Origin of the sequence: Janthinobacterium sp. CG_23.3, assembly GCF_046115965.1 — a bacterium.
Classification (GTDB): Bacteria; Pseudomonadota; Gammaproteobacteria; order Burkholderiales; family Burkholderiaceae_D; genus Janthinobacterium.
This window is the reverse complement of the sequence record NZ_JBJXIB010000029.1, coordinates 1-21,677: the sequence shown is the minus strand read 5'-3', so window position 1 is coordinate 21,677 and position 21,677 is coordinate 1. Positions and strand designations below refer to the sequence as shown.

Sequence of the window (21,677 nt, the reverse complement as noted above, 5' to 3'; positions counted from 1 at the left end):
CTGAATATACACCATGGCGCGGCCGCGCCAAAACTTTTCAGTCGGCCAGCGCGCACTGCACCGGCTTGGCGCCGAGCAAATCGAGCAACGCCCGCGGCGCCAGGCCGACCAGGTAGCCGCGCCGCCCGCCATTGATATAAATCTTTTCCAGCCGCAGGATGCTATCCTCGACGTATACCGGCAAGGCCTTGCGGGTGCCGAACGGCGAGGTGCCGCCGATCTGGTAGCCGGAATGGCGCTGCGCCACCTCGGGCTTGCACGGTTCGACCGACTTGCAGCCGATGGCCCGCGCCAGGTTCTTGGTCGAGACCTTGCAGTTGCCGTGCATCAGCACGATGAGCGGCTTGGCGGCCTCGTCCTGCATTACCAGGGTCTTGACGACCGCGTACTCGGGCACGCCCAGTTCGCGCGCAGAGACCGCCGTGCCGCCGCGCTCCTCGTACGGATACGGGTGTTCGCTGAAGCCGACCTGGTGTTTGCGCAGCATGTGCGTCGCCTGGGTCTCTGAAACGTGCTCTTTTTTAGCCATGCGTGATACGCTGATCGTTCAATGAGGAGTTTCTAATTATGCAGCAAGAAATTCGCCTTGCCACCTTCAATGTTTGCAACCTGGCGCCGCCCGGCGCCAAATTGTACGACAACCTGGAGCCGCTGTCGGTGGAGCAATACCAGGCCAAGGTCGACTGGACCGCGGACCAGCTCGACCAGCTCGACGCCGACGTCATCGGCCTGCAAGAGATTTTCTCGCCGCTGGTGTTGCGCGACGTGCTCGCGCGCAGCCGCCGCTACCGCGACGCGCAGCACGCCTGCGCGGCGCCCGACCCGGCCGCCGAGCGCCTCACGCCCGGCGTGGCGCTGGTGTCGCGGCTGCCGCTGGCGGCGCCGGTGGCGTTTCGCGCCGACTTCCCCGACGGCGTGGCGATGCCGCCCGGCAGCCGCGACGCCGACCGCTTCGCGCGCGCCCCGCTGCACGCCCAGATCGCCCTGCCGCACGGCCCCGCGCTCGACGTCGTCGTGGTGCACCTGAAGTCGCGCCGCCCCGACTACCGCAACGGCGACTGCGGCGACGACCCGCTGCAGGTGGCCATGGCCAACCTGCGCTCGCTGATACGCCGCGGCACCGAGGCGGTGGCGCTGCGGGTGCTGCTGGCCGGGCTGGCACGCGACGGCGGCCGCCGCCCGCGCGTGGTGCTGGGCGACTTCAACGACGTCGCCGACGCCGTCACCACCAGCATCGTGCTGGGCGGCGCCTGCTGCGAGCCGGGCCGGGAGCCGGCCGGGCGCCTGTACGACAGCCAGCGCATCCAGGCGTGCCAGGGCGGCCTGCGCCACCTCGGCTACAGCAACATCCACGACGGCCAGGCCATGACGATCGACCATATCCTGGTGTCGGAGGAGTTCAACCCGGCGTCGCGCAACGCCATCGGCGAGGTGCTCGAGGTGACGTACCTGAACGACCATTTGCGGCAGGCGCTGCCGCAAGCGTCGGACCACGGCCAGGTGCTGGCGCGCATCCGCCTGTACGGCGCGCGCGACGGCGCCAACTAGGCGCGCCGGCCGGCGTGAACGCGCCGGGGTCAGCGCATCAGTTTGCCCAGCTCGGCCGCCAGCACCGCGGAACTGGCGTAAAAGCCCTGGTACTGGTCGCAGCCCTGGCCGCGCAGGAACGCCAGTTGCTCGGCCGTTTCCACCCCTTCGGCGATCACCTTCAGCTTGAGCCCCTTGGCCATGGCGATGATGGTGGTGACGACGCTGGCGTCGTCCGGGTCGCTTCTCATGGCGCCGAGGAAGGACTGGTCGATTTTCAGCTTGTCGATCGGGTAGTGGCGCAGCTGGCCGAGGCGCGAGTAGCCGGTGCCGAAGTCGTCGATGGTCAGCTTGACGCCGAGCCGGCGCAGCGCCGCCAGGATCTCGACGGCCTTGGCGCCGCCCTTCATGATCACCGCCTCCGTCACCTCCAGCTCCAGCAGCGCCGGCGCCAGCCCGCCCGCCCGCAGCGCCTCGGCCACGCTCAGCGCCAGGTCGCGGTGCATGAACTGGCTGGCCGACAGGTTCACCGCCACCACCAGCGGGTGGCCGCCGTCGTGCCAGCGGCGCGCCTCGGCGCAAGCCTGGCGCAGCACCCAGTCGCCGATCGGCACCATCAGGCCGCACTCCTCGGCCACGCCGACGAAGCGCTCCGGCTTGAGCAGGCCCAACTGCGGATGGCGCCAGCGGATCAGCGCCTCGGCGCCGACCATGGCGCCGCTGGCGATGTCGATCTCGGGCTGGTATTCGAGGATGAACTCGCCCCGCGCGATGGCCTGGCGCAAGCCGTTCTCGAAGCTGACGCGTTCGACGATTTGCGCGTTCATCTCGGCGTTGAAGAACTGGTAGCCGTTGCGCCCGCCCTCCTTGGCGTGGTACATGGCGATGTCGGCGTTTTTCACCAGCGTGTCGATGTCGCCGCCGTCGCTGGGGAAGATGCTGACGCCGATCGAGGTCGAGATGTACAGCTCGTGGCCGTCGATCTGGTAGGGCTGGCTGACCGCGTGCTGGACGCTGGCGGCGACGTGCGCGGCCTGGTCGACGCCGCCCAGGTCGGCCAGGATGATGACGAACTCGTCGCCGCCCTGGCGGCTGACGGTGTCGACCCCGCGCACGCACTTGATCAGGCGCCGCGCCACCTCCTTGAGCAGCAGGTCGCCGACCCGGTGGCCCATGGTGTCGTTGATGTTCTTGAAGTGGTCGAGGTCGAGGAACAGGGTCGCCAGCATGCTGTGCTTGCGCCGCGCCGCCGCCAGCGCCAGGCTGAGGCGGTCGAGCAGCAGCACCCGGTTCGGCAGGTCGGTCAGGAAGTCGTGCTCGGCCAGGTGGCGGGTGTGCGCCTCCGACTTCTTGCGCTCGGTGATATCGGAGACGATGCCCATGTAGTTGCTGACGGCGCCGGCGCTGTCGCGGATCGCCGTCAGCGACAGCCAGGCCGGATACCGCTGGCCGTTCTTGCGCTTGCCCTCGATTTCGCCCTGCCAGTGCTCGCTGGCGGCCAGCCCGGCCCAGACCTGCTGGAAGAAGGCCTGCTCGTCGGCGCCGGCGCGCTGCACGCGAAAGCGCCGCCCCAGCATCTCGTGGGCGTCGAAGCCGGTGACGTCGAGGTAGGCGCGGTTGACCGCCACCACGCGCCGCTCGGCGTCGGTGACCAGGATCGCGTCGCGCGCGTTCTCGAACACCTGCGCCGCCAGGTGCAGCGAGCGCTCGGCCGCCTTGCGCGCCGATATGTCGCGGATCACCGCGTAAAACAGGTAGCTGTGGTCGTAGGTGATCGAGGTCAGCAGTACCTCGGCCCAGAACACCGCGCCGTCGCAGCGCCGGTAGCGCCAGTCGAAACGGCAGTTGCCGTTCTGGTGGGCGCGCTCGGCGAACTGGGCCTCCAGCGTCAACGAATCGCCGCCGTCGGGCTGCAGCGGCGGCGAGAAGTCGCACAGCACCCGCCCGGCCATGCGCCCCTTGTCGTGACAGTGGAACAGCGCCACCGCAGCCGGGTTGACGTCGACGATGCGCACCCCCTCGAGCAGCACGATGGCGTCCGACGACTTCTCGAACAACTGGCGGAAATTGTCGCCGGCGGCGCGCAGCGCGTCCTCCTGCCGGCGCCGCGCGCTGACGTCGATCTCGACGCAATACACCTGCTGCAGCACGCCGCCGCGAAACACCGGAAACAGGCTGGCGTAGATCCACAGCAGCCGCCCGGCGGCGCTGCGCACCTGCCAGTCGCGCGCCGGCTGCGCCTGGCCGCTGCGCCAGACCTGCTCGACGGCGGCGGCGAACTCGCCGTCCTGCTCGCCGTGCGACAGCAGGCTGGCGTCGGGGCGGCCCAGCGCCAGCGCCGCCGGGGTGCCGTACAGCTCGGCGCAACCGCCGCTCCAGTAGCGCACCGCGCCGCCGCGGTCGACGCTGCGTACCGCCAGGATCGGGCTGCGGTCGATCGCCGTCACCAGGCCCGACAGCAATTCCAGCGCGTCCTGCGCCGTCCCGGCGCCCACCTCTGTCCCGGCGCCCACCCCTGTGCCGGCGCCCGCCGCCGCGTCGCCGTCCGGCGCCGGACCTGTTTCAAGAATCGGATCGGACACCGAACACCCCCGCGGCAAGCGGCCGCCGCGGCCGGGAAAGCCGGCCGCGCAACCATCTACGCCATTCTTGCGCCGCCGTCAAAACAGCCCTTGCGTTCCATCAACGATGGCGGCGGCATGACTCCGTAAAAGAACTTTCATTGCCGCATGGCAATTCCATGCGGGTGCGCCGGCGCGCGCGGGCATGCCGGCCAGCCCGCCATTTCGACGTTCCAGGTCGGCAAACTGACGTTTTATCGCTTTGTCATTGCCAGCAACATTGCGCAATAGTAAAGTGCATCACACACACCGCTGTGGGCCGCCGCCACGCCCTCCCCCCGCTCCACCCCTTAGCCCGAAGAAGACCACGATGAGCATCGACACCCCCTCCCCCGCCCCCGTCCGGGTTCGACGCTGGCGCGCGCCGGCGCTGGCCCTGCTGGCGCTGGCCGCGGCCGGCGCCGGCTGGGCCGCGCTGCAGGCGCGGGCGACGCCGCCGCCGGCCGCCGCCAAGGCCGCCCCCGCCGCCGTGGTGCACGAGCTGGCGCGCGACGACGTCGCGGCGGTCGCCGCGGGCGCGCTGAGCCTGACGCTGCCGCTGTCGGGTTCGCTGGTGCCGCTGCACCAGGCCACCGTCAAGGCCAAGGTCTCCGGCCAAGTCACCGAGGCGGCGCCGCGCGAGGGCGCGGCGGTGGCCGCCGGCCAGGTGCTGGCGCGGCTCGACGACGCCGAGCCGCGCGCCCGCCTGGCGCAGCAGCAGGCCGCGCTCGACGAGGCGACGGCGCGCCTGTCGCTGGCGACCAGGCACGAGGCCAAGCACCTGACGCTGCTGCAACAACAGTACATTTCGCAAAGCGCCTACGACGCCGCGCAAAACGCCGTCGAACTGGCGCGCGCCGGGGTCCAGGCCGCCGCCGCGCAACGCCAGATGGCGCGCATCGCGCTGGCCGACAGCGTGATCCGCGCGCCGCTGGCCGGCATCGTCAGCCGCCGCCACGTCCAGCCGGGCGAGAAGCTGGCGCCCGACATGCCGGTCTACAGCATCGTCGACCTGTCCCGGCTGACGTTGGAGGCGCAGGTGCCGGCCGCCGAGATCCCGCGCGTCAAGGTCGGCCAGCCGGTGCGTTTCCAGGTCGACGGCTTCGGCGGGCGCGCCTTCGCCGGCGCGGTCGCGCGCATCAACCCGAGCGCCGAGGCCGGCTCGCGGGCGATGCTGGTCTACATCGCCGTCGACAACGCCGACGGCGCGCTGCGCGGCGGCATGTTCGCCAAGGGCGGCATCGTCACCGAGCGCGCCGCCGTGGCGCCGCTGCTGCCGCTGGCGGCGCTGCGCGGCACGGCCGCCGCGCCGCTGGTCTACGCCATCGAGGACGGCCAGGTGGTGGCGCGCGCCGTCACGCTGGGGCTGCGCGACGACGACCAGGGTTACGCCGCCGTCAGCGCCGGCCTGGCGGCGGGCGCCAGCGTCATCGTCAGCCGGCTCGACGGCGTCAAGCCGGGCCAGCGCGTCATTTTCGCCGCGCCGGCCGCGCCGGCGCCGAAGGGCTGAGCCATGTGGATCACCAAAACCAGTATTCACAACCCGGTCTTCGCCACCATGGTCATGGTGGCGCTGGTGGTGCTCGGGGTGTTCTCCTACCGCGGCCTGGGCGTCGAGAGCATGCCCAACGTCACGCTGCCGTTCGCCTGGGTCGAGACCAACTACCCGGGCGCCTCGCCCGAGGCGGTCGAGAACGACATCACCCGCCCGCTCGAGGACGTCATCAACACCGTCAGCGGCGTCAAGACGCTGCGTTCGAACTCGTGGGAGGGGCGCAGCGGCATTTCGCTGGAATTCGCGCTGTCGACGAATATGGACAAGGCCATGCAGGAGCTGCGCGACAAGGTCGCGCTGGTGCGCCCGCAGTTCCCGAAGGAGGCCAAGGAGCCGTTCATCGCCCGCGCCGAGGGCGACAATGAACGGCCGATCGCCGAACTGGTGCTGACCTCGGACACGCGCGCGCTGCGCGAGCTGTCGACGCTGGCCGAGCAGCTCATCGTCAAGCGCTTCCAGGGCGTGGCCGGGGTCGGCCAGGTCAAGCTGAGCGGCACCAGCACGCGGCAAATCCTGGTCAACCTGAAGCCCGACGAAATGCAGGCGCACGGCGTCGGCGTCGACGAGCTGCTGCGGGCGATCCAGGAAACCAACCGCAACCTGCCCGCCGGCAACATCAGCTACGGCGCCAGCGACCAGTTGGTGCGGGTCGAGGGCCGCATCAAGGACGCGCGCGGCTTCGGCCGCATCATCGTCGCGCGCCGCGCCGGCGCCGTGGTCTACCTCGAACAGCTGGCCGACATCGTCGACGGCGAGCGCGAGCAAACCTCGATCTCGCGCGTCGACGGCCAGCCCGGCATCACGCTGCGCATCACCAAGGTACAGGACGCCAACGTGGTCGAAGTCGGCGCCGGCGTGCAGCGCGTCGCCGCCGAGCTGCGCGCCGCGCTGCCGGCCGGCGTCGTGCTGCGCCTCGTCGACGACGAGTCGCAGCGCGTGCAAAACCAGCTCGACAACGTCAAGCGCACCATCGTCGAGGGCGCGCTGCTGACCATGCTGATCGTCTTCCTGTTCCTGCACTCGTGGCGCAGCACCGTCATCACCGGCCTGACGCTGCCGATCTCGGTGCTGGCCAGCTTCATCGCCATGAAGGCGTTCGGCTTCACGCTCAACTTCCTGACCTTGATGGCGCTGTCGCTGTGCATCGGCCTGCTGATCGACGACGCCATCGTGGTGCGCGAAAACATCGTGCGCCACCTCGGCATGGGCAAGAACCACTACCGGGCGGCCAACGACGGCACCAACGAGATCGGCCTGGCGGTGATGGCGACGACCTTCGCCATCGTCGCCGTGTTCGTGCCGGTGGCCTTCATGAAGGGCATCATCGGCCGCTTCTTCCTGCAGTTCGGCATCACCGTCGCGGTCGCCGTGCTGGTCTCGCTGTTCGTCAGCTTCACGCTCGACCCGATGCTGTCGTCGGTATGGCGCGACCCGGCCCGCGACCGTTTCAAATACCTGCCGCGGCTGGGCCGCCTGATGGCGCGCATCGAGCGCGGCATCGACCGCCTGCACCTGTGGTACGGCCGGGTGCTGGGGCTGGCGCTGTGCTGGCGCAAGGCCACGCTGGCGCTGGCCGCGGGGCTGTTCGCCGCCAGCTTGGCGCTGCTGCCGCTGATCGGCGCCGAGATGTTCCCCGAGACCGACCAGGGTTGGATCAACCTGCACTTCAAGACCCCGGTCGGCTCCAGCCTCGCCTACACCGACGGCAAGGTGCGCCAGGTCGAGGCGGCGCTGCGCGCCTTCCCCGAGATCGACAGCGTGATCGCCACCGTCGGCACCGAGGACGGCCGCAACACGGCGCGCGTCGACCTCAAGTTAAGCGACGTCAACGCCACCCGGCGGCGCCCGCAAAAGGCGCTGGAAGCGCTGATCCGCGCGCGCCTGCTGCCGGTCGCCGGCATCACGCTGTCGGTCGGCGACAAGCCGATCTTCATCGCCATCCTCGGCACCGACGAGGCCAAGCTGGAACAGGTGGCGCGGCGCCTGATGGCGCAGATGCGCGCGATCAAGGGCGTGACCGACCTGGAGTACAGCCAGGAGGGCGCGACGCCGTCGACGACGCTGAAGATCAAGCACGAGCTGGCCAGCGACCTGGGCCTGACGCCGGCGCAAATCGGCGGCGCGCTGCGGCCCTTCGTTGCCGGCGACACCGTCAGCCACTGGCTCGCCGGCGACGGCCAGAACTACGAGGTCAACGTGCAGTTGCCGAAGTCGGGCCGGCAAAAGGTGGCCGACCTGGGCGCGCTGACGCTGGTGTCGGGCCAGGTTGGCGCCGACGGCAAGGCGCTGATGGTGCCGCTGCGCCAGGTGGTCGAGTTCGTGCCCTCGTCGAGCCCGCAGGTACTCAAGCGCCAGGCGCTGCAGCGCCGCGTGGCGATTTACGCCGGCGTCGAGGGCCGGCCCGGCGGCGACGTCGACGCCGACGTCAAAAAGGCCATGGACGGCATCGCCCTGCCGGCCGGCGTGCGCTTCGACGTCGGCGGCCAGGCCCAGGAAATGCAGGAAACCATGGCCGGCGCCGCCGCCGCGCTGGGCATCGCGGTGATCTTCATCTACCTGGTGCTGGCGTCGCAGTTCGGCAGCTTCCTGCAGCCGATCGCCATCATGGTGTCGCTGCCGCTGTCGCTGATCGGCGTGCTGCTGGCGCTGCTGGCGACGGGCAGCACGCTGAACATCTTCTCGGTGATCGGCGTCATCATGCTGATGGGCCTGGTGACCAAGAACGCCATCCTGCTGGTCGACTTCACCAACCACGGCCAGCGCGACGGCAAGAGCCAACGCCAGGCCATCCTCGACGCCGGCCAGGTGCGCCTGCGGCCCATCCTGATGACGACGCTGGCGATGCTCTTCGGCATGCTGCCGATGGCCATCGGCGCCGGCGACGGCGGCGAGTCGCAGGCGCCGATGGGGCGCGCGGTGATCGGCGGCGTGATCACCTCGACCCTGCTGACGCTGGTGGTGGTGCCGGTGGCCTACTCCTACCTGGACGACCTGGGCCGACGCGCGGCGCGCTGGTTCGGCGCCGGGCAAGAGCATGCCGACGACGTGGCGGAGGAAGAGAAGGAGAAGGTCGCCGAAGCGGCGTAGGCAAGGAGAAACGCCAAGCGCGAACGCAAAAGCGGCTTCCAATGAAGCCGCTTTTTTTGTGCCCTCGAAGCCGAATGGCCAAGGGGCCGCCGCCCGCTTTCAAACCGGCGGCGTCAAACCGGGGTCAGGCCCCCGGGCGCCAAGGCGGGAAGGCCTGCCCCCGGCCCTGCGCCGCCGGCTTTTGCTGGCGCCGGCGGCGGGTAGCCCGGCTTATTCCGGCTGCGCCGGCGCGTCGGCGGGCTCGTCGGCCTCGTCGGCGTCGTCTTCGCCCGGCGTGCCGTCAGCCGGCTTCGGGTTGTTCTTCGCTTCCAGCTTGCGCTTGGCTTTTTCGTCGGCTTTCTTCTTTTTTTCTAATTCTTTTTGCCGTTTTTCGTACTGGAAATTTGTCTTTGCCATTTACAACCTCTATTCAATTTGATGGTACAAGCGAGTGCATACCGCACATTATGACCCAGATATGACAAATGCAAATATTTCAGCCCCGCGGATGATGTTGCGCATGCAGCAGTTTGAGTCGTTCGCGCGCCACATGGGTGTAGATTTGCGTCGTTGAAATATCCGAGTGCCCCAGCAGCAACTGCACCACGCGCAGGTCGGCGCCATGGTTCAGCAAATGCGTGGCGAAGGCGTGGCGCAGCGTGTGCGGCGACAGCGGCGCCGTGATCTCGGCCTTGAGCGCGTGCTTCTTGATCAAGACCCAGAACATCTGCCGCGTCATCGGACCGCCGCGCGCCGTCACGAACAGCGCGTCGTCGACCTGGCCGTCGAGGATCACGCCGCGGGCGTCGCGCAGGTAGCGCTCGATCCAGCGCCGGGCCTGCTCGCCGAACGGCACCAGGCGCGTCTTGCCGCCCTTGCCGGTGACGCGCAGCACGCCGTCGTTCAAGCTCATCTCCACCGATTTCAGCGCCACCAGCTCCGACACCCGCAAGCCGCTGGCGTACATCAGCTCAAGCATGGTGCGCTCGCGCAGGCCGAGCGGCGTGGCGACGTCGGGCGCGCCCAGCAGCGCCTCGACCTGGGCCTCGCTGAGGGTGTGCACGAAGCGCGTCGGCTGCTTGGCCGAGGCCATGTTCAGGCAGGGGTCGACGCGGATGCGCTTGTGCCGCAGCGCCATCTGGTAGAAGCGCTTGAGCACCGACAGGCGCCGGTTCGACGAACTGGCCTTGGTGTCCTCGTGGCGCGCGGCGAAATAGGCGTCGATGTCGGCGCTGGCGACGGCCAGCAGGTCGGCCACGCCGGGGCGCGCCAGCTCCAGCCAGCGGGCGAACAGGCGCAGGTCGCGCCGGTAGGCGTCCAGCGAGTTTTTCGACAAGCCGTCCTCCAGCCACAGGCTGTCGCAGAACTCGTCGATCAGCGCGGCGCTGCCGGCCGCCTCCACCGCGGCGTCGTCGCGCGCCATCAGCGATAACCCGCCGCCGCCTCGTGGCGCAGCAGCCAGCGCTTGACGCCGAGGTGGAAGCCGTTGGCGTCGTCGTGGTTGGAGAAGCCGCCCAGGCCGCCCGCCGCCGTCACCCGGTGGCAGGGCACGACCAGCGGGTACCAGTTGGCGCCGCAAGCCTGGCCGACCGCGCGCGCGGCCGAGCCGATATGCTTGGCGACCTGGCCGTAGGTGCGCACCTCGCCGCGCGGAATCGCCGCGATGGCGTCCCACACGCGTTGCTGGAAGGCGCTGCCGGCCGGCGCCAGCGGCAGCGCGAAACGGAAGTCGGGATCGCCGCAGTAGCGGGCGATCTGCTCGGCGGCCAGCGCCGACACCGGATCGGCGGCGTCCTTCTCGGCGAAGTGCGGCGGCAGGTAGACCAGCTCGCACACCCGCCCGGCCTCGCTGCGGATGCCCATGGCGCCGAACGGCGCGGCCACGATGGCCGAAAAGAACTCGCTACCCTGTTGTTTTTTCATCACGCCAGTTTACTCCATTGTGGCGGAATTGCCACCCGTGGCGGACCGGCAAGGCCCGCCGCGGTCGCCAAGGCCGAAACAAGGGACGAAAAATAGACGAAAAAAAACGCACCTTGCGGTGCGCTTCAAAATCTTCCTCACGTTTCCGGCCGTTTGGGACCCGCCGTAGCTAGCTTGTGGCAGCTTGCAGCGATGACTCCAACAGCATTCTGTAAAACGTGTGTCTCCTCAATATATCTCCGGTATCGATACCGTTCTTATATACACTCCCCACCAACCGTACTGCGTGTTCTTGCCGCCGGGGTCGCATCGGCCAAGATAGCAACTTGTCCATCAAGTTGCGTATAAGCTTATGTTCTGCATCCCCGAAAAGTTGCCCATCATAGCGTACTTAATAAGCGATATCGCATTTTTTTTGCGGCAAGGCGCCTTCAATCCCCCTACTTGTAAATTAAATTCGGCAGCCACAGGGAAATCTGTGGTACATAAGTCACAAGTAGCAAAAAGCCCAGCATCGTCAGCAGCCACGGCATCACCGCCACGGTCAGCTCGGAAATACCCATCTTGGTGATGCCCGAGGCCACGTAGAGATTCAAGCCGACCGGCGGATGGCACATGCCGACCTCCATGTTGACGACGATCAAAATGCCGAAATGGACAGGGTCGATGCCCAGCTTCATCGCCACCGGGAACAGGATGGGCGCCATGATCAGCACGATCGACGACGGTTCCATCACATTACCGGCCAACAAGAGCAACACGTTTACCACCAGCAGGAAGCTGATCACGCCCAAGCCCTTGCCGGTGATCCACTCGGCCATCGCCTGCGGAATGTTTTCGCTGGTCATCAGGAACGAGAACAGCACCGCGTTGGTGATGATGTAGAGCAGCATCGCCGACATCGCCGCCGAGTCGAGCAAGACCTTGCCGACCTGTTTGACCTTCAAGTCCTTGTAGACGAAGACGGCGATGATGAAGGCGTACACCGCCGCCATCGCCGCCGCCTCGGTGGCGGTGAACACGCCGGAATAGATGCCGCCCATGACGATGACGATCAGCAGCAGCCCCCAGGCGCTCTTCTTGAAGGTAACGAAGCGCTCGCCCCAGCTGGCTTTCGGCATGCGCGGGTAGTTGTGCTTGCGCGCCAAATACCAGGTGGTCAGGCCCAGCAGGAAGGCCAGCATCAGGCCCGGCACCACGCCGGCCATGAACAGCGCGCCCACCGAGGTGCCGGTGCTGACCGAGTACATCACCATGACGATCGACGGCGGGATCAGGATGCCCAGCGCGCCCGAGGTGGTGATGACGCCGGCGCCGAAGCCGCGCGGGTAGCCCTGCTTGACCATCGCCGGCAGGATGATCGAGCCGATCGCCACCACCGTCGCCGGGCTCGAACCGGACACCGCGGCGAACAGCGCGCAAGCCATCACGCCGGCCAGCGCCAGGCCGCCGTGCCAGTGGCCGACCATCGAGCTGGCGAAGTTGATCATGCGCCGCGCCACCCCGCCGTGGGTGAGGAAGTTGCCGGCCAGGATGAAGAACGGGATCGCCATGATCTCGAACTTCTCGATGCCGGTGAAGATCTTCAACGCCACCGATTCGATCGGCACCGTCGTCATCGTGAACAGGAAGGTCAGCACCGTCAGGCCGAGCGAGATCGAGATCGGCATGCCGGTCAGCATCAAGGTCAGCAGCAGGACGAAAATAATCAGCGCGTTCATGCCTTGGCTCCTTTGCCTTCGGCGGCCAGCTCTTCGTCGAGCCCTTCGACGAAGGAGTGGTCGTGTTTCGGCAGGCTGCCGGTTTTGAGGAACTGTACCGTCACTTGCAGGAAGCGGAAGCACATCAGGTAGGAACCCAGCGGCACGGCCAGGTAGACTATCCACATCGGCAACTCCAGGTCAGCCGAGGTCTGGTCGGTGTGGCTCATTTCCCAAACGAAGGAGGCGCCGAGGGTGCCGACGATGCCGGTAAACAGCGCGCCCGAGAGCAGGCCCAGCACCACGAACCTGCGGTGCCACTCGGGCCGCATGCGGTTGATCAGCACGTCGACGCCGACGTGGATGCCGGTGCGCACGCCATACGCGGCGCCGAACTTGGCCATCCAGACGAACATATAGATGCACAGCTCCTGGGCCCAGCTGGTGTTCATTTGAATCAGGTAGTCTTGCACCACCGGTATCGGCAGGCCGGACAGGTAGCGGTGCACCACGGCGATGAAGATGATGACGGTGGCCGCGCCCATCAGGGACGCGATCAGCCACTCTTCCAGGTGGTCGAGGTATTTCATGATGGATGGCTTTCAAAAAGGGCGGGCGCGCCGGGCCGGCGCGCCGGGGGACGACCCGGAACCGGGTGGCCGGATTACTTCGCGCTTTCCTTGTTGATGGCGGCGAGCAGCTCCCTGCCGATGCGCCCTTCCATTTGCTTTTGCACCGGCGCCAGCACGCGGCGCCACTCGGCCTGTTCCTGCACGCTGAGCGCGTAGATTTGCGTCTTGCCGGCCTTCTTGATGGCGTCCATGGCCAGGTCGTTGTCGCGCTGGGCGATGGCCTTCTCAAACGTGGTCGCCTCCTTCATCGCCTTTTCCAGCTGACCGCGCACGTCGGCCGGCAAGCCGTCCCAGAACTTCTTGTTGACGATCACGGCGTAGCCGAGGTAGCCGTGGTTCGACACCGTCAGGTGCTTTTGCACCTCGTGCATTTTCTGCGTGTACATGTTCGACGGCGGGTTCTCGGTGCCGTCGACAACGCCGGTCTGCAACGCCTGGTAGACCTCGGAGAAGGCCAGCACCTGCGGGTTGGCGCCCAGCGTGCGCATCTGCGCGTCGAGCACCTTGGACGACTGGATGCGCATTTTCATGCCCTTGAAGTCGGCCGGCACGCGCAAGGGCTTGTTAGCCGACATGACCTTGAAGCCGTTGTCCCAGTAGGCCAGGCCGGTGATGCCCTTCGGCTCCAGCTTTTTCAGCAAGCTCTTGCCGATCTCGCCCTCGGTGACGTTGTACAGCGCGGTCTTGTTGGGAAAGATGAACGGCAGGTCGAAGGCCTCGAACTCCTTCACCCCCAGCGGGCCGAACTTGGCCAGCGACGGCGCCAGCATCTGCACCGCGCCCAGTTGCAGCGCTTCCAGCTCTTCCTTGTCCTTGTACAGCTGGCTGTTCGGGTACAACTCGACCTTGACGCGGCCGTTGGTGGCCTTCTCGGCCAGTTGCTTGAAGCGTTCGGCGGCCTGGCCCTTCGGCGTGTCGGTGGCCACGACATGGCTGAACTTGATGACGATCGGTGCCTGCGCGTAGACGTCGATGCTCATTGCCGCGCACAGCGCGACCAGCAGGAATTTCAATTTCATGGTGTCTCCGGTTGGGTGAAAAAAAACTTTTATTCTAAGAGTTTCGCTGATACTGTCTGACAGTCGGCCGCGCCGCCACTGTGGAAAACCACAATAGCGCGCGATCCACAAAGCGCTACCCTGTTGCGATGATAAATCCGTTTCCGCTCGCGCGCCGCGCACAATTGACCGGCCACCTGCGCTGGTTGTTGCCGGTCGTACTGCTGCTGTTCTTCCTGGCGATCCTGTTCTGGCTGCCGTGGCAGGCGCGCCAGATGGAAAGCAACGAGCGCCAGGAGCAACTGATCGCCGACACCCTGTGGGTCGAGCAGACCATCCGTTTCCAGCTGGCGCGCAACGAAGAGGCGCTGGCCGGCCTGGGCGCCGACATCGGCGCCGGCCGGCTCGACGCCGACGCCGTGCGCGCGCGCCTGCGCCAGTTACTGAAAAACAGCCACGAACTGCAGCGCGTGCTGTGGCTCGACGAGCGCGGCCGGCCGGCCGGTTCGAGCGAGGCCAGCCCGCCGGCGCCGGTGCCGGTGCCGTTCGGCGCCGCCTCGGCCGCCGCCGCCGAGCATGCGCGCCGCGCCCGCAGCGGCCAATACAGCCAGCCGGCGCCGCCGCCGCGCCAGCCCGGCGCCGCGCCGGCCGCGGCGCTGATGGATTACCACCTGCCGCTGTTGCGCGACGGCCGCTACCTCGGCAGCCTGGTCGCCACCTACCGCGTCGACGGCCTGCTCGACGAGATGGTGCCGTGGTGGTTCGCCCAGGACAACCAGATCACCCTGATCGACCGCGACGACCAGACGCTGGCGCGGCGCGCCGCCGCCGGCCCGGGCCGCGGCGTCTACACCCACAAGCGCGCGCTCGACCTGCCGGGCGCCTCCGTGACGCTGTTTACCGACAGCGTCAAGAGCGAACCGCGGCTGCTGCCTAACCTGCTGGTGGGGTCGGTGATCGCGCTCTCGCTGGGACTGCTGTGGAGCCTGCACGCGCTGTGGCGCCACATTTCGCGCCGGCTCGCCGCCGAGGGCGCGCTGCGCCAGCAGATGTCGTTTCGCACGGCGATGGAAAACTCGCTGGTGACGGGCCTGCGCGCGCGCGACCTGGAGGGCCGCGTCACCTACGTCAACCCGGCCTTCTGCCAGATCGTCGGCTACCCGGAGCATGAGCTGGTGGGCAAGCTGCCGCCGATGCCGTACTGGGCGCCGGAGGCGATGGCCGACTACCAGCGGCGCTTCGCCGGCGTGCTGGCCGGCACCATCACGCCTCAGTTCGAGACCATCTTCCAGCGCCGCGACGGCGCCCGCGTGCCGGTGCTCATTTTCGAGGCGCCGCTGGTCGACAACGAAGGGCGGCAAACCGGGTGGATGGGGTCGATCCTCGACATTTCGGACCGCAAGCGGATCGAGGAGCTCAACCGGCAGCAGCAGGAAAAGCTGCAGACCAGCGCGCGCCTGGCAACGATGGGCGAAATCGCCTCGATGCTGGCGCACGAATTGAACCAGCCGCTGGCGGCGATTTCCAGCTACACCACCGGCGCGCTGAACCTGCTCGAACGCGCCGACGGCGCCGGCCGGGGGCTCGACAGCGCGCTGCTGAAACCGGCCCTGGAACAGGCCAGCGCGCAGGCGCAAAGAGCCGGCCAGATCATACGCAGCGTGCATGAGTTCGTCAAGAAACGGGACACCGAACGGCAGCGGCTGGCGATCGCCGCGCTGCTTGAAGGCATCGCAGCGCTGATCGAGCTGCAGGCGCGCCAGTTCTACGTGGTGGTGCAAACGCGCATCCCGGCCGGCCTGCCGCCGGTGCGCGCCGACCGCGTAATGATCGAGCAGGTGCTGCTGAACCTGACCCGCAACGGCATCGAGGCGATGCAGCACGTCGCCCCGGAGCGGCGCGTGATGCGCATCGAGGCGCGCTACGACGCCGCCCTGGCGCAGGTGGCGCTGGCCGTCATCGACCAGGGCCACGGCATCGCCGCCGACGTCGCCGAGCGCTTGTTCTCGCCGTTCTTCTCGACCAAGGCCGAGGGCATGGGCATGGGCTTGAACATCTGCCGCACCGCCATCGAATTCCACGGCGGCACCCTGAGCCACGCCGCCAACCCGGACGGCGGCACCATCTTCACCTTCGCGCTGCCGGCGGCGCGCGAGCACTAGGAGTTTTGCCATGCTGCATATTGTCGACGATGAAGAAGTGGTGCGCGCCTCGCTATCCTGGCTGGCCGGCTCGCGCGGCATCGCCGCCTGCACCTACACCAGCGCGCGCGCCTTCCTGGACGGCGCAGGCGGCCAGTTCGACCCGCTCGGCGACTGCGTGCTGCTGGACGTGCGCATGCCCGACATGAACGGCGTGGCGGTGTTCGACCAGCTGGTGCGGCTGGGGCTGGCGCAGCGCCTGCCGGTGATCTTCCTGACCGGCCACGGCGACGTGCCGATGGCGGTCGACAGCCTCAAGCGCGGCGCCTTCGACTTTTTCGAGAAGCCGTTCAACGACAACGCCCTGATGGACCGGGTCGAGCAGGGCCTGGCCGGCGCGCGCCAGGCCGGCGAACTGGCGGCGGTGCACGCGCGCCTGGCGACGCTGTCGGCGCGCGAACGCGAAGTGCTGGAACTGATCCTGGCCGGCAAAATGAACAAGGTGGTGGCCGACAAGCTGGGCATCAGCATGCGCACGGTCGAGGTGCACCGCGCCAACATCTTCGACAAGATGCACGTCAAGACCGCCGTCGAACTGGCCGGGTTGTTGAAGTAGGCCGGGACGCCGACCTATCGACCGCCGCGGACGTGTCGGGTTACGCCGCGCTAGGCCGTCCTACAAATGAGGTTTCGGCGGGCCGCGGTTCAGCGGTGGCGCGCCAGCGCCCATTCGACGTGCTCGCGCACCAGCGCCGAGGCGTCGCCGCGGCGCGACTCCAGCGCGGCGACAATCGCCGGCGCGCCCTTGGCCTGTTCGGCGGCGTTGCCCATGCCGACGGCCAGGTTGCGCAACCAGCGCTGGTGGCCGATGCGGCGCACCGCGCTGCCCTCCATGCGCTTGTTGAACTCGTCCTCGGTCCAGGCGAACAGCTCGACCATCGAGGCCCGGCCCAGGCCGTGGCGCTCGTCGAAGTCGGGCAGCAGCGCGCGCTGGGCGAACTTGTTCCACGGGCAGGCGGTCTGGCAATCGTCGCAGCCGTAGACGCGGTTGCCGATCAGCGGGCGCAGCTCGACCGGGATGCTGTCCTTCAGCTCGATCGTCAGGTAGGAGATGCAGCGGCGCGCGTCGACCCGCCCCGGCCCGAGGATGGCCCGGGTCGGGCACACCGTGATGCAGGCCTGGCACTGGCCGCAGTGCGGCGTCTCCGGCGCGTCCACCGGCAGCGCCAGGTCGACCAAAATTTCGCCGAGGAAGAAGAAGGAGCCGCCCTGGCGGTTGATCAACAGCGTGTGCTTGCCGCGCCAGCCCAGGCCGGCCTTCTCGGCCAGCGCCGCCTCCAGCACCGGCGCCGAGTCGGTGAAGACGCGAAAGCCGAACTCGCCGGCGACGCCGCGGATGCGCTCGGCCAACTGCTGCAGGCGCGCGCGCATCACCTTGTGGTAGTCGCGGCCGCGGGCGTACACCGAGACCACGGCGGCGCCCGGCTCGGCCAGGCGCGCCGCCTCGGCCGCGCGCCAGTCCGGCGCCAGCGCCGCCGGCAGGTAGTCCATGCGCGCGCAGATGGCGCGCACCGTGCCGGGCACCAGTTCGGCCGGACGGGCGCGCTTCATGCCGTGGCTTGCCATATAATCCATGTCGCCGTGGAAACCGGCGTCCAGCCAGGCTTGCAGGCCGGCCTCGCAGTGCGCCAGGTCGACGTCGGCGATGCGCACTTCGGCGAAGCCCAGCTGCGTCCCCCAGCTTTTGATGGTGCGCGCCAGGTCGGCTAAATCGGTTTGGTTGGCAGGCATGCTCGGACTTCGGTTTCACTCGCGGTTACAATGGGCAAGGCCGCAACCGCGGACACCCGGACAATTAGACGACATTCTATTCGATGCAGCATTTTACAGCCCACCTCCACGACGAAGCCGGCACCGCCGCCCTGGGCGCCGCGCTGGCGCGCGCGCTGGCGCCCGGCCTGGCGATTTACCTGCACGGCGACCTCGGCGCCGGCAAGACCGCGCTGACGCGCGCGCTGCTGCACGCGGCCGGCCACGCCGGCCACGTCAAAAGCCCGACCTACACCCTGTCCGAGCCGTACCGCGTGGCGCTGGACGGGCGCGACGTCAACGTCATCCATTTCGACCTGTACCGCATGGGCAGCCCGGAGGAATTCCTCGACGCCGGCTTTCGCGAGGACTTCGACGGCGCCAACATCTGCATCGTCGAGTGGCCGGAGAAGGCCGAGCCGGTGCTGCCGCCGGCCGACCTGGATATTTACCTGGAAGTGGCGGGCCAGGGCCGTGATGTAAAATTGCAAGCGTCGTCTGAACTGGGTCTGTCATGCCTCCAACGCCTCAAATTCGCCCCCAATCTGTGAGCGCCCAGCCCGTAACCCGGCGCACCGTCCTCAAGGCCGGCGCCACCCTGCTGCTGTCGGTGCTGGCGCCGCACGCCGCCCACGCCGCGCAAATCCTCGCGGTGCGGGTCTGGCCGGCCGAGGACTATACCCGCGTCACGCTGGAAAACGACAGCGTGCTCAAGGTCACCCACTTCATCGTCAAGGAGCCCGAACGCATGGTCGTCGACATCGAGGGGCTGGAGTTGAATCCGACCTTGAAGGGCCTGGTCGCCAAGATCCAGTCGGGCGACCCGTACATCCAGCAGGTCAGGGTCGGCCAGAACCGGCCCAACGTGGTGCGCCTGGTGTTCGACCTGAAGGAGGAGGTCAAGCCGCAGGTGTTTACGCTGGCCCCGGTCGGCGCCTACCAGCACCGCCTGATTTTCGACCTGTACCCGGTGCGCCAGCCGGACCTGATCGCCGCCATGATCGAGAAGCGCGAATGGTCGAGCGACGCCAAACCGCCGCTGACGACGGCCGCGCCGGAGCAGCCGGCGCCGCCGGCGCCGGTTGCGGTGGCGCCGCAGCCGTTGCCGGAGCTTGCCAAGCCCGACGTGGCCGAGGCGGCGCCGCCCAAGCCCGAGCACAAGCCCGAACGCCGGCCCGACGGCAAGCCGGCGGCGCCGCAAAAGGTGCTGCGCATGATCACCATCGCGCTCGACCCCGGCCACGGCGGCGAGGACCCCGGCGCCAGCGGCCGCGGCGGCAGCCGCGAGAAGGACGTGGTGCTGGCCATCGCCAAGCGCCTCAAGGCCAAGCTGGAAGAGCAGCCGAACATCCGCGTGATGATGACCCGCGACGCCGACTTTTTCGTGCCGCTGGGGATGCGCGTGGAAAAGGCGCGCAAGGTGCAAGCCGACCTGTTCGTCTCGATCCACGCCGACGCCTTCGTCGAACCCAGCGCGCGCGGCTCGTCGGTGTTCGTGCTGTCCGAAAAAGGCGCCAGCTCGACGGCGGCGCGCTGGCTGGCGAACAAGGAAAACCTGGCCGACTCGATCGGCGGCGTCAACATCAACAAGAGCCAGGACAAGCAGCTCGCCAGCGTGCTGTTCGACCTGTCGACGACGGCGCAGATCAACGACAGCCTGAAGCTGGGCAAGGCCGTGCTCAACGAAATCGGCGGCATCAACCGGCTGCACAAGGGTTCGGTCGAGCAGGCCGGCTTCGCGGTGTTGAAGGCGCCCGACATTCCCTCCATCCTGATCGAGACGGCGTTCATCTCGAACCCGGAGGAAGAGGCCAAACTGACCGACAACGCCTACCAGGACAAGCTGGCCGAGGCCATCGTCACCGGCATCCGGCGCTATTTCGCCAAAAACCCGCCGCTGGCGAAAAGCCGCCAGACCTAAACGCACAAGGACTTCCGATGCAAATGATTGAATTCGGCAAGCTGCCGGCGGTGCGCATCAGCGCCGCCGACGGCGCCCAGGCCATCGTCACGCTGTACGGCGGCCACCTGGTCTCGTGGCAAACGGCGGACGGGCGCGAGCGCCTGTTCCGCAGCGCCCGCTCGGCGCTGGACGGCAGCCGCGCCATCCGCGGCGGCGTGCCGCTGATCTTCCCGCAATTCGGCGCCCGCGGCGACGGCCTGCGCCACGGCTTCGCGCGCGTGTGCCACTGGCGCCTGAGCGGCGGCGGCCGCGACGGCGAGGACGAGTTCGCCCGGTTCAGCCTGGCCGCCGCCGACCTGCCGCCCGAGTTGGCGGCGGCCTGGCCGTTCGCCTTCGAATTGACGTTGCGCGTGGCGCTGCACGGCGACGGCCTGAACCTGTCGTTTAGCGTGCTCAACAGCGGCACCGAAGCGTTCCCGTTCTCGGCGGCGCTGCACAGCTATTTCCTGGTCGACCAGCTGGAACACTGCGAACTGGCCGGCCTGCAGCATGTGCGCTATTGCGACGAGAACGGCGCCGTGGCGCTGCAGGAAACCCCGGCGTTGGCTTTCAGCGACAAGCTGGACCGGATTTACTACCAGTTGCCGGTGGCGCTGACGCTGCGCGGCGGCGACGCCAGCCTGCGCCTGGAGCAAGACGGCTTCACCGACGCGGTGGTGTGGAATCCGGGCGCCGCCGACGCGGCCGCGCTGACCGACATGGAAGACGAGGAATACCGCCGCTTCGTCTGCGTCGAGGCGGCGCTGATCGAACCGGACGTGCTGGCCGCCGGCGCCGAATGGACCGGCCTGCAGCGCATCGTCGCGGGCTAGGCGCCGCAGCCGGAACCAAGCGTCGGTCGGACGCGGGGGCCGCCGAGGCCAGCGTCAGCCGACGCCGGGCCGCCGCCGACGCCGGTCGGCTTACGCCCATACGGGCTAACCCGACCCACGACGACCACATTACGCCTAATTCGATTCCTTGATCATGCGCCCCGAGCTGGTCTGGATCGGCCGCGCGTTCAGCGGATACAGGCGGCTGAACAGCGCCATCTGCGCCGGCGACGCCTGTTGCGGCTCCTTCATCACCAGCCACAGCACGCCCTCGCTGCACGGCGGCGTGGTCAGCGAGCCCATATAGGTGAAATAGTCGCGCCGCTGCGGCAGCATCTCCATCGGATCGAGCACGATGGACGGCGACGCCACCTCGTGCTTTTCCAGCGGCAGGTTGTTCCACACGGTTTGGATGGTGCTTTGCGGGCGGCCCCGTTCCAGCAGGATCGCCAGCACCGCCAGCTTGCCCTCGGCGTCCTTGTGCACCAGGTGCACCACCATTTCATAGCCCTTGCCGTTGATGCGCTCCTCCGACGGACGGTGGAAGTGGAATTGCACCAGCTCGTACATGCGCCCCTGCACCGTCAGGTAGTTGCCGCCGCCGACGCCGACCTGCACCGTGTGGCCGTTGTCGACGACGTTGAACGAGGACGGCTTGTAGTCAAAGCTGATCTGTTCCAGGTCGACCTTCATGCCGTCGCGGATGTCGATCGGCGACTGGCGCGAGCCGGTGCCGCAGCGGGTCCAGTCGGAATTGATCTTGCTCCAGTTGGCCGGCCCGCTTTCGCCCTCGTAGGACCAGTGGTTGCCGTGGAGGTTCTTGACCACCGCCGGCGCCGCCCCAGACCCCGCCCCCCCCGCACCCCCCCCCCCACCCGCGCACCCCACGCCCACCCCCCACACTCCCCTCATGGCACGCACCCCCATCAGACAACCGGACATCTCCCCCCC

At 68.1% G+C, this 21,677-nt stretch carries 18 protein-coding genes; 8 read left to right on the top strand and 10 right to left on the bottom strand.

Annotated elements, in window-relative coordinates; translation table 11 throughout:
* Positions 1–37: 37 nt before the first annotated feature.
* Positions 38–529 carry an aminoacyl-tRNA deacylase gene (locus ACFDR9_RS09695; protein ID WP_409030846.1) on the bottom strand — a complete coding sequence of 164 codons (492 nt, stop codon included), beginning with the start codon at positions 527–529 and terminating at the stop codon, positions 38–40.
* Positions 530–567: 38 nt separating this feature from the next.
* Between ACFDR9_RS09695 and ACFDR9_RS09690 the strand changes: the two genes are divergently transcribed.
* Positions 568–1,548: an endonuclease/exonuclease/phosphatase family protein gene (locus ACFDR9_RS09690; RefSeq protein ID WP_409030845.1), complete on the top strand. Its 981-nt coding sequence runs from the start codon at positions 568–570 to the stop codon at positions 1,546–1,548.
* Between the two features lie 29 nt (positions 1,549–1,577).
* On the opposite strand, the gene ACFDR9_RS09685 is transcribed toward ACFDR9_RS09690, so the two are convergent.
* Positions 1,578–4,109, bottom strand: coding sequence for an EAL domain-containing protein (locus ACFDR9_RS09685; protein WP_409030844.1), 2,532 nt, complete (start codon positions 4,107–4,109; stop codon positions 1,578–1,580).
* A 349-nt stretch (positions 4,110–4,458) separates the two neighbouring features.
* Here ACFDR9_RS09685 and ACFDR9_RS09680 point away from each other — a divergent pair, with 349 nt between their 5' ends.
* Together ACFDR9_RS09680 and ACFDR9_RS09675 are read left to right on the top strand one after the other, a co-directional pair.
* Positions 4,459–5,637 carry an efflux RND transporter periplasmic adaptor subunit gene (locus tag ACFDR9_RS09680; RefSeq protein WP_409030843.1) on the top strand — a complete coding sequence of 393 codons (1,179 nt, stop codon included), beginning with the start codon at positions 4,459–4,461 and terminating at the stop codon, positions 5,635–5,637.
* A 3-nt stretch (positions 5,638–5,640) separates the two neighbouring features.
* Positions 5,641–8,769, top strand: coding sequence for an efflux RND transporter permease subunit (locus ACFDR9_RS09675; RefSeq protein WP_409030842.1), 3,129 nt, complete (start codon positions 5,641–5,643; stop codon positions 8,767–8,769).
* Between the two features lie 210 nt (positions 8,770–8,979).
* Here the strand turns inward: ACFDR9_RS09675 and ACFDR9_RS09670 are convergent, their stop codons facing one another.
* The 6 genes from ACFDR9_RS09670 to ACFDR9_RS09645 all read right to left on the bottom strand — a co-directional run bounded on the left by ACFDR9_RS09670 (position 8,980) and on the right by ACFDR9_RS09645 (position 14,022).
* Entirely contained in the window at positions 8,980–9,165 is a 186-nt protein-coding gene (locus tag ACFDR9_RS09670; RefSeq protein ID WP_017877232.1) for a hypothetical protein, read from the bottom strand.
* A 79-nt stretch (positions 9,166–9,244) separates the two neighbouring features.
* Complete coding sequence (gene xerD, locus ACFDR9_RS09665; RefSeq protein WP_017877233.1) at positions 9,245–10,171, bottom strand: site-specific tyrosine recombinase XerD; 927 nt, start codon at positions 10,169–10,171, stop codon at positions 9,245–9,247.
* Positions 10,171–10,671, bottom strand: coding sequence for a methylated-DNA--[protein]-cysteine S-methyltransferase (locus ACFDR9_RS09660; RefSeq protein ID WP_017877234.1), 501 nt, complete (start codon positions 10,669–10,671; stop codon positions 10,171–10,173). The genes xerD and ACFDR9_RS09660 overlap by 1 nt, the downstream gene beginning before the upstream one ends.
* Before the next feature lie 440 nt (positions 10,672–11,111).
* Entirely contained in the window at positions 11,112–12,392 is a 1,281-nt protein-coding gene (locus ACFDR9_RS09655) for a TRAP transporter large permease subunit (protein ID WP_327075738.1), read from the bottom strand.
* On the bottom strand, positions 12,389–12,961 hold the full coding sequence (locus ACFDR9_RS09650; RefSeq protein WP_017877236.1) for a TRAP transporter small permease: 573 nt from the start codon (positions 12,959–12,961) through the stop codon (positions 12,389–12,391). Before ACFDR9_RS09650 ends, ACFDR9_RS09655 begins: the two co-directional genes overlap by 4 nt.
* 74 nt (positions 12,962–13,035) lie before the next feature.
* The gene (locus tag ACFDR9_RS09645) at positions 13,036–14,022 is read right to left on the bottom strand and encodes a TRAP transporter substrate-binding protein (RefSeq protein ID WP_017877237.1); all 987 of its coding nucleotides are present in this window, start codon (positions 14,020–14,022) and stop codon (positions 13,036–13,038) included.
* Positions 14,023–14,150: 128 nt separating this feature from the next.
* Between ACFDR9_RS09645 and ACFDR9_RS09640 the strand changes: the two genes are divergently transcribed.
* Both ACFDR9_RS09640 and ACFDR9_RS09635 read left to right on the top strand, forming a co-directional pair.
* Positions 14,151–16,163 carry a PAS domain S-box protein gene (locus ACFDR9_RS09640; RefSeq protein WP_017877238.1) on the top strand — a complete coding sequence of 671 codons (2,013 nt, stop codon included), beginning with the start codon at positions 14,151–14,153 and terminating at the stop codon, positions 16,161–16,163.
* A gap of 10 nt (positions 16,164–16,173) precedes the next feature.
* Complete coding sequence (locus tag ACFDR9_RS09635; RefSeq protein ID WP_017877239.1) at positions 16,174–16,758, top strand: response regulator transcription factor; 585 nt, start codon at positions 16,174–16,176, stop codon at positions 16,756–16,758.
* 89 nt (positions 16,759–16,847) lie between these two features.
* Here the strand turns inward: ACFDR9_RS09635 and queG are convergent, their stop codons facing one another.
* Complete coding sequence (queG, locus tag ACFDR9_RS09630) at positions 16,848–17,933, bottom strand: tRNA epoxyqueuosine(34) reductase QueG (RefSeq protein WP_017877240.1); 1,086 nt, start codon at positions 17,931–17,933, stop codon at positions 16,848–16,850.
* 83 nt (positions 17,934–18,016) lie between these two features.
* On the opposite strand from queG, the gene tsaE reads away from it, so the two are divergent.
* Genes tsaE through ACFDR9_RS09615 form a run of 3 tightly spaced genes read left to right on the top strand, consistent with a single transcriptional unit; the run spans position 18,017 to position 20,726 of the window.
* Positions 18,017–18,502, top strand: coding sequence for a tRNA (adenosine(37)-N6)-threonylcarbamoyltransferase complex ATPase subunit type 1 TsaE (tsaE, locus tag ACFDR9_RS09625; RefSeq protein ID WP_017877241.1), 486 nt, complete (start codon positions 18,017–18,019; stop codon positions 18,500–18,502).
* Positions 18,466–19,872, top strand: a complete 1,407-nt coding sequence (locus ACFDR9_RS09620; protein WP_409030841.1) for an N-acetylmuramoyl-L-alanine amidase — start codon at positions 18,466–18,468, stop codon at positions 19,870–19,872. The genes tsaE and ACFDR9_RS09620 overlap by 37 nt, the downstream gene beginning before the upstream one ends.
* Before the next feature lie 17 nt (positions 19,873–19,889).
* Positions 19,890–20,726, top strand: coding sequence for a D-hexose-6-phosphate mutarotase (locus ACFDR9_RS09615; RefSeq protein WP_017877243.1), 837 nt, complete (start codon positions 19,890–19,892; stop codon positions 20,724–20,726).
* Between the two features lie 135 nt (positions 20,727–20,861).
* Here the strand turns inward: ACFDR9_RS09615 and ACFDR9_RS09610 are convergent, their stop codons facing one another.
* A complete protein-coding gene (locus ACFDR9_RS09610; RefSeq protein WP_409030866.1) occupies positions 20,862–21,668 on the bottom strand; it encodes a carbonic anhydrase in 807 nt (268 codons plus the stop codon).
* Positions 21,669–21,677: the final 9 nt, after the last annotated feature.